This is a genomic window from Acinetobacter lwoffii, from assembly GCF_019343495.1.
Lineage (GTDB): Bacteria > Pseudomonadota > Gammaproteobacteria > Pseudomonadales > Moraxellaceae > Acinetobacter > Acinetobacter lwoffii_P.
The window spans coordinates 2,603,567-2,618,919 of record NZ_CP072549.1 but is presented as its reverse complement, the minus strand read 5'-3'; the positions used below and the strand labels follow the sequence as shown (position 1 = coordinate 2,618,919).

Genomic DNA, 15,353 nt, shown 5'->3' with positions numbered 1-15,353 from the left:
CAAGTCTTTATTTCCAGCCCAGTTCAATTGCAGTTATCTCATTAATCAAGGTTTGATTTAAAGATTCTGGCATTTTACTGGTGGTTTGAGACAGTGGAATATGTCCTGCCATCAGCTCCGCCTTGGTTTGCGGAAATAAGGGTTGCTGATCTGGAAATGCATAACCCAGCGGATAAATCGGTTGGCCTGTAGCCAAATCATATTTATCCGAAGCGCCAAAGGCATGCAGTAATTCATGCACCAAGACAATTTTATTCTGTTCAGTCTGTTGCTTGGATGCAAATAGATTCACCGAACCAATCCGGCCTTTTTGCAAGGCAGTTGAATGTTTCAATTGCTTGGTCTGCACAGGATCATAGTAATTTAAAAATAAAGTCACATTGGCTGAAGGATCTGAACTCTGTCGCTGTTTCCAAGCATAGAACCGGAATTTTAAACTCCATAAAACTGTATCGATGAGCGAGGCTTGCTCAGGGACTTTGGGTGGTAGAACTTTAAGCTCACGGCCTAAATTAAAATAAAAATAAGTTGGCTGTCCGCGATACTGCTGAGCTGCTTTTTCCAGATATTCCCGTGCTCCATTCAGGTCCTGAGCTGACAGTTGCTGGATATATTGCTGTGTGGTCGGTAATCCATCGGCATTAATCGGATGCAGCAACACAATAATCGGCTTTGACCAGTTCTGGTTTTGATCACGATAGGCATTGACCGCGACAATCAATAAGATGATTAATAAAATCAGAATCCGAATCTTTTTCCACATATCGATTACACACTCTGCTTTTTCATTTTTCTTAAATACATCTGACTCATTTCTATTTTTGTTTCAAATAAATTTAAAGTTTTTATTAATCCTGACAATTTGGCTCTACCATAGTTACGAGAGTCAAAATCAGGCTTTACTGCACTGATATACTGCCCGACCATCCCTAAATTCGCCCATCCATTATCATCGGCATTATCTTTTACAGCTTTATAAATTAAGTTAAGCGTAGCTCGATCCATCCCTTCAGGTAACTGAATTTCCTTTTGCGCAGATATAGTTTTTTGTCCATTAGTCTTGATAATCTCCGAAACTTTTTTATCTATTGATCCTGTTTCTTCACCATCCTCATTATTTTTAATTTCACTATCTACAAGTAAGTTTTCGATATAAATGAACTTGTCACAGGCTTTCTTAAATGCTTCAGGCGTAGCTTTTTTGCCAAAGCCATACACTGTTAGACCATTTTCACGAATACGTGAAGCTAAGGGCGTGAAATCGCTATCGCTGGATACGATACAAAATCCATCTAATGCACCTGCATAAAGTAAATCCATAGCATCAATGATCAGGATCATGTCCGTCGCATCTTTACCCCTGGTATAAGCGAATTGTTGTACCGGAGTGATGGCATGAGGAAGGAGTACATCTCGCCATTTCTTTAAAGTTTCGCTACTCCAGTCCCCATACACACGTTTGACACTGGCAATGCCATATTTCGCAACTTCTTCCAACACTGATGAAATCGCGTTGATAGAAGAATTATCCGCATCGATTAATACAGCGAACTTTTTTGTCTGAATATCCACATCCACCCCAAAATATTATTTTTAATTTTTTGTATAAATGATTCTGACATAAAAAATGCCGACTTTCGTCAGCATTTTTTGAATCTTAGAATTTAGGCTTCAACCCATTTTCCGTCCTGGTAAACCAGAGACCATTTGGTTTGCTTGCCTTCTGCAGTTTCCGAACCAATATATTGTGACTGGTTCTTACGGCTAAATTTTACCAGAGTCGGATTCCCTTCCGGGTCCACATCAGGTGCCTGCAAGATAAACTGATACTTTGGATCAAGCTGATCAGCAACAGAACGAATCTCGGCCACTTTCGGTGCACGGGTTTCACGCACTTTCGGGAACTTGCTCGCCGCCAGGAATAAACCGGCTGCACCGTCACGCAGTACAAAGAAATCGTCATGCTTGGCAGAACGTAAATGCTCCATCTTGATCGGATCCACACGTGGAGGCGCAGGCTGACCGCTCTTTAAGACTTTACGGGTATTGTCACAGCTGGTACAGGCAAAGTAAGGACCAAAACGGCCTGTCTTCAGCTGCATTTCGCCATCACACTTGTCGCATGGAATGCTTGGGCCATCATAGCCTTTAATTTTGAACTCGCCTTCTTCAAGTTCAAAACCACTACAGTCCGGGTTATTCCCACAGATATGCAGTTTACGACCGCCATCAATCACATAGCTGTCCATGGCAGTTTCACAGATCGGACAACGCTTCTTCGACATCAGGTCAGCAGTTTCCGCAGCCTCATCATCAGACAATGCAGCCAGAGACTCAACTGGTGTCAGGTTCAAGGTTCCCTTACAACGCTCTTTCGGCGGCAAGTTATAGCCTGAACAACCCAAGAATACACCTGTGGTTCCGGTACGGATCTGCATCGGACGGTCACATTCTTTACAGTGTACCGCATCCACTTCTACAGGCTGATTACGGCGCATTCCGTTTTCACCCTGCGCTGTAGTCAAACGTTGTTTAAAATCGCCATAGAAGCTGTCTAATAGCTCTTTCCAGTTACGCTCACCATCTGCTACCTTATCCAGCTGACCTTCAAGATCTGCGGTAAAGGCATAGTTCATCAGATTACTAAAATTTTCATTCAGACGATCGGTGACGATTTCGCCCATCTTCTCGGCATAGAGACGACGGTTATCCAGTTTCACATAACCACGATCCTGAATGGTCGAGATGATTGCAGCATAGGTCGATGGACGGCCAATGCCTTTTTTCTCCAGTTCTTTGACCAGTGAGGCTTCGGTAAAACGTGCCGGTGGCTTGGTGAAATGTTGAGATGGATCAAGTTTCTCAAGTTTAAGCACTTCACCGACTTTGACCGCAGGCAATAAAATATCGTCATCGGCTTTATTGGCACCACGCACGCGAGTAAAGCCATCAAAGACCAAGGTACGGCCTTTAGCTTTCAGTTCCACGCCATTGGCATCCACTAAAATGGTAGAAGACAAATATTCTGCCGGAGTCATCTGACAGGCAACAAACTGGCGCCAGATCAAGTCATAGAGGCGCTGTGCATCACGCTCAACACCCACTAGGCTGTCGCCTTTTAAGCCAACCATAGATGGACGAATGGCTTCATGCGCTTCTTGCGCACCGGCTTTATTGCCATAACGGTTCGGCTTGGCAGGTAAATACTTCTCGCCAAATTCAGATTCGATATGCCCACGCACCATATTCACCGCATCATCACTCAAGAATGTCGAGTCGGTACGCATATAGGTAATGAAACCGGCTTCATACAGGCGCTGCGCCAGCATCATGGTTTTCTTCACAGAAAAACCGAGACGGGTACTGGCTGCCTGTTGTAGCGTTGACGTGATATACGGCGCACTTGGATTAACCTTGGTTGGCTTATCTTCACGTGCAGAAACCGTATAATCCGCATCTTTGATCAGGTTTAATAAGGTATCAGTTTCGTCTTTATTGCGTAGCTTGAGCGTCTTGCCATTTTGCTTGACCGCTTCGAGACGAATATCATCTTTTTTCGATTTGGTATCGGCAAACACCTGCCAGTATTCTTCAGGAATGAAGGCACGAATTTCACGTTCACGCTCGACCACTAGCTTCACCGCAACCGACTGTACACGACCGGCTGACAGACCACGCGCAATCTTTTCCCAAAGCAATGGCGAAATCATAAAGCCCACGACACGATCCAGGAAACGGCGTGCCTGCTGCGCATTGACTTTATTGGTATCCAGACGTGACGGATGCTTAAAGGCATCCTGAATCGCATTTTTGGTAATTTCATTAAAGACCACACGCTGATAACGCGAATCATCACCGCCGATGACTTCTTTTAAATGCCAGGCAATCGCCTCTCCTTCCCTGTCCATATCCGTTGCCAGATAGACTTCATCGACTTGCGATGCCAGTTTTTTCAGTTCGGCAACCACATGTTCTTTGCCAGGAAGGACTTCGTATTTGGCTTTCCAGTCATGTTCCGGATCGACACCCATGCGGTTAATCAACGCATTCTGTGATTTTTCAGCTTTTTCTGCATCCGTCAGTTTGGTACGTGTCGCTGGTTTTTTCTCTGTCGATTTTGCAGAACCGCCAGTCGGTAAGTCACGCACATGACCCACCGATGATTTTACGATGTAGTTCGGACCAAGGTACTTATTGATTGTTTTCGCTTTTGCAGGCGACTCCACAATCACTAGGGCACGCTTGCTTCCAGCGTCGGGAGACTTCGCTGTGCTGCTTTTTGATGTGGACCGAGGAGCGTTCGCCATAATTAACCGTTAATCCTGTTTATTTCTAAATTAAAGTTCAGCCAAAGCGTGTAACAGTGCTTTGATGTCGTCGAGTTGGGTCGCTCTTAAATCAGCTTCTTCATCCCAGTACATGCCGACACAGTTGGCCTGCATATCAATAGCATAAATGCCTTTTAATGCAATGGGAAAATCTTTAAATTTCTCATCACCCTGCACGATTTCGAGTTTATTATCGACAACACGGGCGCGCATCAAGGGCAAACGTGCATCTGGCATCAGCACACTGTAGTATGCGACCATACTGGCACGACTTTCAGTCGCCTTCGGGATTTTGGTCCAGTCCGGTGCCACCACCAGACGTGGATGCAAACCCATTTTACGGGCTTTATCACGCATCAGGCCCAAGGCTTTTTCTCGGGGGCTCACGCGCAACCCGAAAATCGACCCTATGACGAAAATGATGATGACCACCGTCACCCAGATTCCAGTGTTTTCCATAGTTCAACCTTTATGTTCTATTATTAGAGTTGCATAAGCACAATATAAAACGCAAGTTTGCACGATAAAATTAATTCAGGAACATTTCATGACTATATAAAATTTCGTGACCATTCCAGTAAATATAACCTTTCTCGATCAACTCCTTCAGCAGCAAGCGGATGTCCGATTTTGGAAATAACTGTTCCAGTAAATCACGCAGCTCATAAATGTCTTTGGGTTTATCGCCCTGCAATTCACGCAGTTTACGCGCCACTTCCAGTTGTACCGGATCGATCCGGCCAAAGTTCTTGAACAGGTCTTGCTGTGCCGACTGGATTGGTGACTTGAGTATTTCAGATTCAACTGGAGCTTCTTCTGCCTTCAGTTGGGAAATGACCTGATCCAGTTTTGGATTTTCAACCGGGCTTTGTTCATCCAGATTGAGTTGCAGCCATTGTTTCAAAACTTTTTTGCGGAAGCTGATTTGCTCATCATAGCGTTTGACGATTTTCAGGTTAATCAACATGCCGACCACATGCTGAGCTTTTACCGGCATCACTTGCAGAATATTCGCCACTGAGTTTTTTAGGGTTTCCACCGTATTCGGTTTGCCGCTCATTTTCCCTAACGCATCACAGTATTTTTTCACCAGTTGCAAGGCAGGTTTGTTCTTGATGGTATCCAGACTCGGAAGATGATTTTTAGGTTGATCTGTTGGAATGTGTGTCTCATCAGGCTGAATCTGAATCAGGTGACACGGAATATCAGAAGCCTGCAGCATCTGCTGCAACATCTCGCAGGTGTCCATCGCCGAGATCAATTCAACCTCGGTTTCCGGCTCCAGTAGCGCCATAAGCTGACCGACAATAACCGCATATTCATATTCTTTTTGTGGCGATTCAGGCGTATCCAGTACTACCACCTGACCACTGCTAATCCAGCCGGCAAACTCGGTTAAATCCTCTAAAGAGAATTCAAATTTTCCAGCACAGCTAAACAGATATAAAGTCGAATAATGCGCCACAATCTCACGCATTAACTTGGCTGTAGGGAAATTATTTTCGAGGTCGAGTAGAACAACTTTTGGGTGCATGGGACGCAATTCCGGAATGTACCTGAGAGCCGGTATTAGAGTAGGAAGTGAGTGAAAGGTCAAATAATTTTACGGTTGAATGGGTGCAGGCCTGTTTCGGCAGAGATCCAAACTGCATTTTATGAAATACCTGCAAGAAATCTGTTTACGAGCGCGAATATTTGTTTTCAGCAGGAAAACTCTTTTGAACTTGATCATCGCGTTGCGCTTTATTACTTTTATATGCGTGTTTAAGGCAATTTAAAAGCCCATTCAAAACAAAAATATTTCTCTTTTTATCACCTTATAGATTGGTTCATTTTTATTTTTCAATAAAAAACCCTTAGATTACCTAAGGGTCATTGTTGATTAAATCATTGGTTGCAAATTAATAATGTGGTGGGCGATCTGCAACCGGATCAAATTCTGCAATGCCTTCAGACAGGTCGGAGGACTCAACACGTTGATATAACAGCGTCATTTGCTTTTTCAGATCAGCAATTTCCAGGGTCTGTTTAGCCACCTGATCATTCAACTGTTCAACTAAATCGTCTAAAAATGCAATTCGCACTTGCAAATCTTCAATGGGTGCGGAAAATGACGCCTGATCATTTAGATTTTGTTGTTTAGTCATTTAAAGTCCTCATTGGGGATTTCAGGAAACATTATGGCCTATATTACCCTTAGGGATGTCCAACTTGCGTTTGGTGGACCCGCCCTGCTCGACGGCGCGAATTTTAACTTGGAACGCGGCGAACGAGTGTGTTTGATTGGCCGTAATGGTGAGGGTAAGTCTACCTTACTTAAGCTGATTGAAGGAAGTTTACTGCCTGACAACGGCGAAGTTTCATTACAAAACGGCATTACTATTTCCATGCTGGCGCAAGATGTACCGATGGATTCAGGTAAAGTGGCTGATATCGTGGCAGATGGTGCCGGTGAAGCATCGGAAGTTTTGCGTGCTTATCATGCTGCCAGTGAAGCCTGTGTACTCGGTGACATGGACGCCTGTGATCGTATGGGCAACCTGCAACACAAAATGGATCAGCTGGATGGCTGGGCGCTGGAAACCAAAGTCAATTCGATTTTAAGCAAAATGGGCCTGGACCCGGATGCAGATCTTGCCGATTTATCTGGTGGTCGTAAGCGTCGTGTACTACTGGCACGTGCTTTACTTACCCAACCCGATGTGCTGTTACTGGACGAACCGACTAACCATTTAGACGTTGAAAGTATCGAATGGCTGGAAAAATTCCTGCTCGATCAAAATAATTTGACCCTATTGTTCATTTCGCATGACCGTGCCTTTGTCGATAGCATTGCTACCCGTATTGTTGAACTGGATCGTGGTCAACTGCGTAGTTATGAAGGTAACTATTCACGTTATCTAGACCTGAAAGCCCAGCAAATGGAAGCTGAAGAAAAGCAAAATGCGCTGTTCGATAAAAAGCTGGCTGAGGAAGAAGTCTGGATCCGTCAAGGGATTAAAGCCCGTCGTACCCGTAACGAAGGTCGTGTCCGTGCCCTAAAAGCATTACGTGAAGAATCTAGAGCACGTCGTTCGCAACAAGGTAAAGTGACGATGGCGACTCAGGATGCCAACCGTTCCGGCAAACTGGTGTTTGAAATTGAGAACCTGAGTGTGAAATTCGGTGACAATGCACCGATCATCAACAACTTCTCTGCACTTGTCCTCCGTGGCGACCGTATCGGTCTGGTCGGTGATAACGGTGTCGGTAAAACTACCCTCATTAAAGCCATTCTGGGCGAGCTAGAACATGGCGGTACGGTGAAGACCGGTACGCAGTTAGAAGTGGCCTATTTCGACCAGCTCCGTAATGCGCTGGATCTGGAAAAATCTGTTAAAGATAACGTCTCAGAAGGTTCTGACCACGTGGATGTGAATGGTAACCGTCGTCATATCTATAGTTATTTACAAGATTTCCTGTTTTCGCCAGAACGTGCCCGTACACCAGTCAAAGCTTTGTCAGGTGGTGAGCGCAACCGTATCCTGCTAGCGAAACTGTTGCTGAAACCATCGAACCTGATTGTGATGGATGAGCCAACCAACGACCTGGATATGGTGACTTTAGAGTTACTGGAAGAGATGCTGGGTGGCTACAAAGGCACCCTGCTGTTGATCTCGCATGACCGTGCCTTTATGGACAACGTGGTAACATCCACTTGGGTCTTTGATGGTAAGGGCAATATTGACGAATATGTTGGCGGTTATCAGGATTATCTTGAACAACGTCCGGATCAAACCGTGGTTGACCAAAAAAGTGCCGTGAAAAAAGCCATAGCCAAAGCAGAAGCCGAGACTGCGCCGGCCGCTGCCAAAAAAGTTAAACTCAGTTATAAAGACCAACGTGCACTCGAGCAACTTCCTGCTGAAATGGAAGCGCTAGAAAAAGAGCAGGCCGAGATCAACGCACAACTGGCTGATGGCTCTTTATTTGTGACTGATTCCGATAAAGCATTGAAACTGTCTAAACGCTTATCCGAAATTGATGAGCTGTTACTGGAAAAATTAGAGCGTTGGGAAGAACTGGACAACCTAAGTAACGGCTAAATATTCCCCGAGCTTTTACTAAAGCATCTGTATTCGTACAGATGCTTTTTTATTTCAATAATCTTCTCTGTTAGACTGCATTTAATCTTTTGGCCCTAAATTATTTTATGAGTACTCAGCCTGCATATCAACCCGGTGAATTTCAATGGTCATTCCTGTTACCTCAATATTGGGGCAAATGGCTAGGCATTATTTTCCTGATGATTCTGGCGATCTTACCTTGGGCCATTCAGCATCGTCTGGCGTCCCTGCTGGGCCAGCTTTCTTTTAAATACCTCAAATCACGCCGTGAAACCACACTTCGCAATCTGGAAGTTTGTTTTCCTGAATGGTCTAAAGAGCAGGTACAGGACAATGCCCGTCAGGTATTTATCGATCAAATGCTGGGGGTGTTTGAGACGCTGAATGCCTGGTACAGTCCGAAATGGTTTCAGGGCCGCGTCAGTATTGAAGGCTTGGAACATATTCAGAAGGCACAAGCCGCAGGCCAAGGCATGCTGTTATTAGGCACGCATTCAACTTTGCTCGATGCGGGTGGTTATCTTTGCGCACAATATTTTGAACCGGATGTGGTCTATCGTCCGCAGAATAATCCACTTTTGGACATGCTGATTTACCGTTGTCGCGCCACAATTTATGCCAATCAGATTGACCATGATGATATGCGCGGTCTGGTACGTAACCTGAAAAATGGCCATGCGATCTGGTACAGTCCGGATCAGGATTATGGTTTAAAACAAGGCGTGATGGCACCTTTTTTTGGCGTGCCTGCGGCGACTGTAACCGCACATCGCCGTTTACTGAAAATGACCAAAGCGGCTGCAATTCCTTTATATTTCTACCGTCATGGCGATATTAACAATCCGCGCTACCATGTGCTCATTGAACCGGCACTGGAAAACTTCCCTAGTGAGAATGAAGTTGAAGATGCCACTCGCGTGAACCGGGTGATTGAGCAGCAGTTGCGCATCGCACCGACCCAATATATGTGGTTCCACCGCCGTTTTAAGACTCGCCCTGAAGGTTATAAATCAATTTACTAAATCGATTTGATCACGGAATTTGAAGGGCTATAGCTTAAAATCATGTTTAAGTAATTGAAATAATTTAACCCGAGCTCTACATCCTGTAAAACTCGGGTTAATGAGGTTGTGCTTTCACATATTATAATTCGTTCTGCTTTTTTGTGATTTCCCTTTCAGCATCATATCCATGATGTTTTCATTCAGCTTCGTCTTCCTTATGAGAATATCCTTTCTCGACTCCCTGTGCTGATAAACCTAGAATACCCAGATTCCCAACCCCTGCCCATTCGCAAGAAGCGTAAACTGTTGTAAGCAATATCGTACACTTTTCTTCTAAAAAGCTAAGAGATTTTGCCCCCTTCTTTATATGCCAGAGCAACTTCATCAGTGACTATTTTTTCCTCTTTCTCTGCTTTCTGAATGCCCTCTTCAATGGCTTTTTGTGCTTCCTGCTCATCTTCATCAGTTTGTTCTAATTCTTCCTGAATATGCTCGAATACCCGACCGGTTTGCAAAACCAGAAAGACCGGAAAATGGTCAGAACCTACATGCGGTAAACGCTCCATGTGTACCAAGGCAAAATCGGTACTGTGAAAGACGTGATCCAGCGACCAGCGAAAAAAAGGATAATCTGCGTGAAAAGTATTCACATAATGACGCCCTACCCGCGGATCCAGCAGTCCACTAATGCGTTGAAACAGGCGTGTGGTACGTGACCAGGCCACGTCATTCAGATCGCCCATCACGATACAGCTTTCATCCAGATCTTTAATCTGATCACCGACAATTAGCAGTTCAGCATCACGCAAGGTAGAATCCTTGGCCTCGGTCGGGCTAGGTGGTTTAGGATGCAGACAGTAAAGCTGTACCGGTTGTCCTGAGCGTAAGATCACCGTGGTATGAATGGAGGGAATTTCATCACTCAGAATAAATTTAACCTCGGTTTCTCTCAGTTCGAGCTTGCTATATAGATGCATGCCATACAGGTTATCCAAAGGCACAGGCACGCGATAAGGATAATCGGCTTCAATCACCGAGAGTGCATTTTGCCAGTTTTGATCGGTTTCCAGAGTCAAAACCAGATCTGGCTGATGAATCTGGATCTGCTCGATCAGTAAATGATATTTGGTATTGGTAGTAAGTACATTGGAAACGACCAGGGAAATTTGACGTTGCGGATCCAGCTGATCCTGCTTGACCTGCTTGACCTGTTTTTTCCAGATAAAGGTATAGGGCAATACCATTTTCAACTGATAGGCCAAAGCTGCCATCAGCCCGACAAAAAGCAGCTGATTCAACCAGGTCCAGGGATGCTCCAGAACCAAGAACAGCACAAAGGCGATAAAGCCTAATACCAGAATTTGTAAGCGTGGAAAATCCGCACCCCGAATCCACCATTCATCGCGTGGTATCAGTGACCAAAAACTTAACCAAATGACAATGATTGCCAGAATTTGGATAACCCATATCATAAACTGCGCTCTTAATTAAGTTATTATTTTTTCTAAAAGAAAAATGACGTTATCAATTTTGTATGTATCATAAAGCAGATATTTCTCTCAAGAATATTGATGTTTTGATTGTGTAGCTCTTGCAGTTGAGTCCCTTTTTGGTACACTCGAATCCCTTTTGATTTTTTAACGCACCGAGGCAAAGTGACATGAAAGTAGGTCTGGTCGGTTGGCGCGGGATGGTTGGTTCCGTCCTTATGCAACGTATGGTTGAAGAGAATGATTTTGCTCATTTTGAGCCATTCTATTTCTCTACCAGTAATGCAGGCGGTGAAGCGCCGGCATTTGGCGGTAAGACCGCCCCAGCACTTATGGATGCATCAGACATTAACAGTCTGAAGCAAATGGATGTCATTATTACCTGTCAAGGTGGCGACTATACCTCTGAAGTTTTCCCGAAATTGAAAGCTGAAGGCTGGAACGGTTACTGGATTGATGCAGCATCAACCTTACGTATGGATGATGAAGCCATCATCGTACTTGATCCGGTCAACATGCATGTGATCAAAGATGGTTTGGTTAAAGGCACCAAGACTTTTGTCGGTGGTAACTGTACAGTTTCCTTGATGCTGATGGGCTTGGGCGGTCTGTTCCAGAACAATCTGGTGGAATGGGCAACGTCAATGACCTATCAGGCCGCTTCAGGTGCAGGCGCGCAAAACATGCGTGAACTGATCAATGGTATGGGTTATTTATATAACAATACCAAAGAGTTGCTAGATGATCCGCGTTCTCCAATTCTGGATATCGACTCTAGAATTGCTGAATTACAACGTGGTGAAGGCTTCCCGTCTGCAAACTTTGGCGTTCCTTTGGCTGGTTCACTCATTCCTTATATCGACAAGCAACTGGAAAGCGGCCAGTCGAAAGAAGAATGGAAAGGTCAGGTTGAAACCAACAAGATTCTGGGCAACCAGCAGATCGTGCCAATTGATGGTCACTGCGTGCGTATTGGTGCCATGCGTTGTCACTCTCAGGCATTAACCCTGAAATTGAAAAAAGATGTACCTTTGGATGAAATCGAAGACATCATTGCACGTGCCAATGACTGGTCTAAAGTGGTTCCAAATACTCGTGAAGCATCGATGACTGATCTGACGCCTGTTGCTGTAACAGGTACTTTAAGCGTTCCAGTCGGCCGCCTGCGCAAGCTGAACATGGGTAAAGAATATCTGGGTGCATTCACTGTAGGTGACCAGTTGCTTTGGGGTGCTGCCGAGCCATTACGCCGTATGCTGCGTATTCTGATTGATTATAAAAATGCCTAATATCCTTTGGATATAAAGCCAAAAGCCGATCTTTATTGATCGGCTTTTTTATGTAACTATTGCGTAAGTATTTTACAAAAAACAAACATCCCGTTAATCTATAATTTTCGCTATGCGATAATGACTGAGCTCACGATTAAGATGACTGTATATAACAAATTAAAGCTTGCCATTTTAGCCATTGTCGCTTCACAAAACATTTATGCGATTAATGTAGATCCGGTTCAGATTCAGTCTGCCCCTGGGGAATTACTCTATGCAGAAATGACTTTTCGGCAGTCTGATATCAATCTGCCGATTGAAGTCAGTCTGGCTTCACCTGAAGATTTAATGTCAATTGGTGCATCGCATCAGCCACCTGGTCATCTGAACTTTTTTACTCGGCGCAGCAATAATGGCACCGGGGTTATTACCATTACTTCTTCTCGCCCCATGACAGAGCGCGAGCTGAATATTATTGTCAAAATCAAGGAAGGCAATGCCGCACGGCTGCAACATATTCGTACACCCTTACAAGCTAAAACCGATTTATTAAAAGCTAGTCTCAAACAGAATGAACGTCCGCTTGCACCAGTTGTCGTCGTCAGTGAAAAAGATATTGCACTCAACTTACCCGTAAGTAGCCATTACAGTACAGCAGCTTCCGCTGCCTCAAATAAGCCACCGGTTTTAGAAAAGCCATTGGCATTGCAACGCACAGCACCACCTGTATTATCGAACACTTCTATTCCTAAAACTGCATTTGTGCCAGCTGTAATGACATCAAGTCCAGCGATTCAGGCTCAAGCGATTGCGCCTATACTGAAAAGCGAGGCTGTAACTGCACCCGATACTCAAGCCCCAGATAAAACTGCAGCGGCGCTTTCAGATTCAGTAAAGACCTCACAAGCAACTCTTGCATCGCCTGCTCCTGCAGCAGCTTCGACTACAAACAAACCAGCTAGTACGATGCCAGCAAATCAAAGCGCATCAGCATCAAATAAAGCAGATGTGCAGAAAGCTGTAGAGTCCCATTCTGATCATCAAACTGCCTCTAGTGATCCATTGGTGAAAAAGTTTGCTGAGGAGCAAGCCAGAAAATCAACTGGATCAGCCAATCCGGTGAAAACTCCGGCTCCAGTGACTGCAAAAGCTCAACCAGTCAAAGTAGCTTCAAATCAAACTTCACCTACTTATGTCGTTCAATCCAATGAGTCACTGTGGGGGATTGCTTCACGAATTGCCGAACAGCAGCAGCGCCCGGTCAACGAAGTCATGCAGCAAATCAAAAAAGACAATGAGCATGCCTTTATCGGAGGAAATGCCGATCGTCTACGCAAGGGTGCTGCATTGAACTTAAATACGACTCATCCTACACCTGCGCCTATTAAAGTCACTGCGGCAAAGCAAACCGAGCTACCGTCTAAGCCTACTGGCAAGACTAAATACCGCCTGAATCAGGCAGAAATGAGCCTAGTGGCTGAGAACCAGCGCGATTCCGGGCAAGTTTCTGCAAACCAGAACACAGAACGCAATCAAACATCAAAGGAATTGTCATTAAAAGTTATGACAGCCCGAGAAAAAACCGTTAAATTACAGAGAAACGTAACTGAATTAGAATTGGCACTCAATCAGAAGGATCACAGAATTCAGTTATTAAATGCGCGTCTGGCCCAGCTACAACAACAGCTCAAAGCCCAACAAGCAGATAAGAAGCCAATTAATTAAAAAGTTACACATGACGATTTATTGGGATAGGCGAACTTAAACTACTCTATCCCCAAGGGGTAAAACATGCTGATTTATGTGATTCCATTAGTGATATTGATCATCGTATTAATTGTCTTTAAAAAACGACAAGATGCTCAAGAATCAGATAAAGCAAAAACTAAAACGGTAAAAGCAAAAAAACCTGGTTCTGCGTCAAAAGCTGCCCCACAAAGAACCAAGGTGGTGGAGCCAGTCGGGGTCACAAAAAAATCAGCAACGCCATTATCAGCAGAAACACGCAAGAAAATTGAAGGCCTGATTCAAGAACGTAATTTTTTTGCGGCCGAAGCACAGATTAACCAGGCACTGAATCGGGATAATTCCCAGCATGAACTCTATCTATTGTTATTGGATATTCATATCTTACAAAAAGATGAGTTTGCAATTTCACAGCTGCTCAACCATATCCGTTCTTTGCATTTAGATGAGATTCTGGTGCAAGCTGAAGCAAAACAGCGTGAATTCGAACAATCTTCATCTGCTGTACAAGATACCATTGATTTCCCAAGTGCCCAGCCTAAAACTTCTTCTGCGCAGGAAGCTACTTCAACTTCAGATGCTTTTGCCGATCTGGTTGCACCGGTCCCTTCAAATGAACTAGCATTTGAACAATTGCAGCAGGACTTTCAATCAAGCAAGCCGGCCCCTATTGCAGAACCTGTAGCAGATATTCAACCACTTGAATTTAATTTTGAACCAAAGACTACCCCAGTAGAAACACCAAAAGCTGAAGAGGCTCCTATACCTGCTGCTCCTTCTGTAAATTTTGAATTTCAGAGTACATCTACAGATATTCAAACTACAGCAGTAACAGAAACGGCACCTGTCTTAGACTTTAAACTGGATTTGGAACAATCTGCTCCAGTAGAAACAGCACCAACTGTGACTGAGGAAATCAAGCCTCTAGATTTTTCATTCTCACTTGACACACCTGTACCAGCAGCTGAAAAAACTGCGGTGCCAGCGACTGAGTTTGATCTGTCTAGCTTGACAGCTGCAGCACCTGTGGCAGAATCAGCGCCACAAACCAATCTATCAGGCATGGATTTCAAATTAGATCATTTGGAAACCACGCCAGAAGCGCCTGCTGCAACAGTGATGAGTTTCGATCTCCCTGCTACGCCAGCTCAGGCAGCCGTAGACCAGCATGATCCACTCGTACAATCTTTCCCCGAATTACTGGATGTTAATGAAGCAAGTCTCAATCTTGATCTTGCCCAGCAATATATTCAACTCGGTGCCTACGCCGCTGCCCGTGAAATCATTGCCGAGCGAGAAGCTGAATATACTCCTGAACAACAGCAACGCGCAGAGCAATTACTGAATCAAATCGCATCTTGATGCATTTCGATTTACACTAAAGCAGTCAATAATTGGCTGCTTTTTT

General features: G+C 44.5%; 12 protein-coding genes. 5 read left to right on the top strand and 7 right to left on the bottom strand.

The features are described from left to right. Nucleotides 1-7: 7 nt before the first annotated feature. The 6 genes from J7649_RS12290 to J7649_RS12265 all read right to left on the bottom strand — a co-directional run bounded on the left by J7649_RS12290 (nucleotide 8) and on the right by J7649_RS12265 (nucleotide 6,475). Nucleotides 8-763 carry a hypothetical protein gene (locus J7649_RS12290; RefSeq protein WP_219308330.1) on the bottom strand — a complete coding sequence of 252 codons (756 nt, stop codon included), beginning with the start codon at nucleotides 761-763 and terminating at the stop codon, nucleotides 8-10. Between the two features lie 5 nt (nucleotides 764-768). Then, the gene (locus J7649_RS12285) at nucleotides 769-1,572 is read right to left on the bottom strand and encodes an NYN domain-containing protein (RefSeq protein WP_219308319.1); all 804 of its coding nucleotides are present in this window, start codon (nucleotides 1,570-1,572) and stop codon (nucleotides 769-771) included. A 92-nt stretch (nucleotides 1,573-1,664) separates the two neighbouring features. Beyond that, complete coding sequence (gene topA, locus J7649_RS12280; protein ID WP_219308309.1) at nucleotides 1,665-4,307, bottom strand: type I DNA topoisomerase; 2,643 nt, start codon at nucleotides 4,305-4,307, stop codon at nucleotides 1,665-1,667. A 30-nt stretch (nucleotides 4,308-4,337) separates the two neighbouring features. Next, the gene (locus J7649_RS12275; RefSeq protein WP_004647398.1) at nucleotides 4,338-4,787 is read right to left on the bottom strand and encodes a hypothetical protein; all 450 of its coding nucleotides are present in this window, start codon (nucleotides 4,785-4,787) and stop codon (nucleotides 4,338-4,340) included. Nucleotides 4,788-4,857: 70 nt separating this feature from the next. Further along, nucleotides 4,858-5,862, bottom strand: coding sequence for a hypothetical protein (locus tag J7649_RS12270; RefSeq protein WP_219308307.1), 1,005 nt, complete (start codon nucleotides 5,860-5,862; stop codon nucleotides 4,858-4,860). Nucleotides 5,863-6,229: 367 nt separating this feature from the next. Beyond that, nucleotides 6,230-6,475, bottom strand: a complete 246-nt coding sequence (locus tag J7649_RS12265; RefSeq protein ID WP_004278477.1) for a SlyX family protein — start codon at nucleotides 6,473-6,475, stop codon at nucleotides 6,230-6,232. A 33-nt stretch (nucleotides 6,476-6,508) separates the two neighbouring features. Between J7649_RS12265 and J7649_RS12260 the strand changes: the two genes are divergently transcribed. Together J7649_RS12260 and J7649_RS12255 are read left to right on the top strand one after the other, a co-directional pair. Next, nucleotides 6,509-8,413 carry an ATP-binding cassette domain-containing protein gene (locus J7649_RS12260; protein WP_219308305.1) on the top strand — a complete coding sequence of 635 codons (1,905 nt, stop codon included), beginning with the start codon at nucleotides 6,509-6,511 and terminating at the stop codon, nucleotides 8,411-8,413. Nucleotides 8,414-8,520: 107 nt separating this feature from the next. Then, on the top strand, nucleotides 8,521-9,456 hold the full coding sequence (locus tag J7649_RS12255; protein WP_219308303.1) for an LpxL/LpxP family acyltransferase: 936 nt from the start codon (nucleotides 8,521-8,523) through the stop codon (nucleotides 9,454-9,456). A 323-nt stretch (nucleotides 9,457-9,779) separates the two neighbouring features. Here J7649_RS12255 and J7649_RS12250 read toward each other — a convergent pair whose 3' ends face one another. After that, the gene (locus tag J7649_RS12250) at nucleotides 9,780-10,910 is read right to left on the bottom strand and encodes an endonuclease/exonuclease/phosphatase family protein (protein WP_219308301.1); all 1,131 of its coding nucleotides are present in this window, start codon (nucleotides 10,908-10,910) and stop codon (nucleotides 9,780-9,782) included. A gap of 188 nt (nucleotides 10,911-11,098) precedes the next feature. Here J7649_RS12250 and asd point away from each other — a divergent pair, with 188 nt between their 5' ends. From asd to J7649_RS12235, 3 genes are all read left to right on the top strand, one after another. Next, the gene (asd, locus tag J7649_RS12245; protein WP_004647391.1) at nucleotides 11,099-12,217 is read left to right on the top strand and encodes an aspartate-semialdehyde dehydrogenase; all 1,119 of its coding nucleotides are present in this window, start codon (nucleotides 11,099-11,101) and stop codon (nucleotides 12,215-12,217) included. A gap of 120 nt (nucleotides 12,218-12,337) precedes the next feature. Continuing rightward, nucleotides 12,338-13,924, top strand: a complete 1,587-nt coding sequence (locus J7649_RS12240) for a FimV/HubP-related protein (RefSeq protein ID WP_219308299.1) — start codon at nucleotides 12,338-12,340, stop codon at nucleotides 13,922-13,924. A 66-nt stretch (nucleotides 13,925-13,990) separates the two neighbouring features. Then, the gene (locus tag J7649_RS12235; protein WP_219308297.1) at nucleotides 13,991-15,307 is read left to right on the top strand and encodes a FimV/HubP family polar landmark protein; all 1,317 of its coding nucleotides are present in this window, start codon (nucleotides 13,991-13,993) and stop codon (nucleotides 15,305-15,307) included. Nucleotides 15,308-15,353 lie beyond the last annotated feature (46 nt).

Excerpts from the sequence above, each read along its gene's own strand:
- J7649_RS12290 (WP_219308330.1), bottom strand. The coding sequence starts at position 763 with ATGTGGAAAAAGATTCGGATTCTGATTTTATTAATCATCTTATTGATT.
- topA (WP_219308309.1), bottom strand. The coding sequence starts at position 4,307 with ATGGCGAACGCTCCTCGGTCCACATCAAAAAGCAGCACAGCGAAGTCT.
- J7649_RS12275 (WP_004647398.1), bottom strand. The coding sequence starts at position 4,787 with ATGGAAAACACTGGAATCTGGGTGACGGTGGTCATCATCATTTTCGTC.
- J7649_RS12270 (WP_219308307.1), bottom strand. The coding sequence starts at position 5,862 with ATGCACCCAAAAGTTGTTCTACTCGACCTCGAAAATAATTTCCCTACA.
- J7649_RS12265 (WP_004278477.1), bottom strand. The coding sequence starts at position 6,475 with ATGACTAAACAACAAAATCTAAATGATCAGGCGTCATTTTCCGCACCC.
- J7649_RS12260 (WP_219308305.1), top strand. The coding sequence starts at position 6,509 with ATGGCCTATATTACCCTTAGGGATGTCCAACTTGCGTTTGGTGGACCC.
- J7649_RS12255 (WP_219308303.1), top strand. The coding sequence starts at position 8,521 with ATGAGTACTCAGCCTGCATATCAACCCGGTGAATTTCAATGGTCATTC.
- J7649_RS12250 (WP_219308301.1), bottom strand. The coding sequence starts at position 10,910 with ATGATATGGGTTATCCAAATTCTGGCAATCATTGTCATTTGGTTAAGT.
- asd (WP_004647391.1), top strand. The coding sequence starts at position 11,099 with ATGAAAGTAGGTCTGGTCGGTTGGCGCGGGATGGTTGGTTCCGTCCTT.
- J7649_RS12240 (WP_219308299.1), top strand. The coding sequence starts at position 12,338 with ATGACTGAGCTCACGATTAAGATGACTGTATATAACAAATTAAAGCTT.
- J7649_RS12235 (WP_219308297.1), top strand. The coding sequence starts at position 13,991 with ATGCTGATTTATGTGATTCCATTAGTGATATTGATCATCGTATTAATT.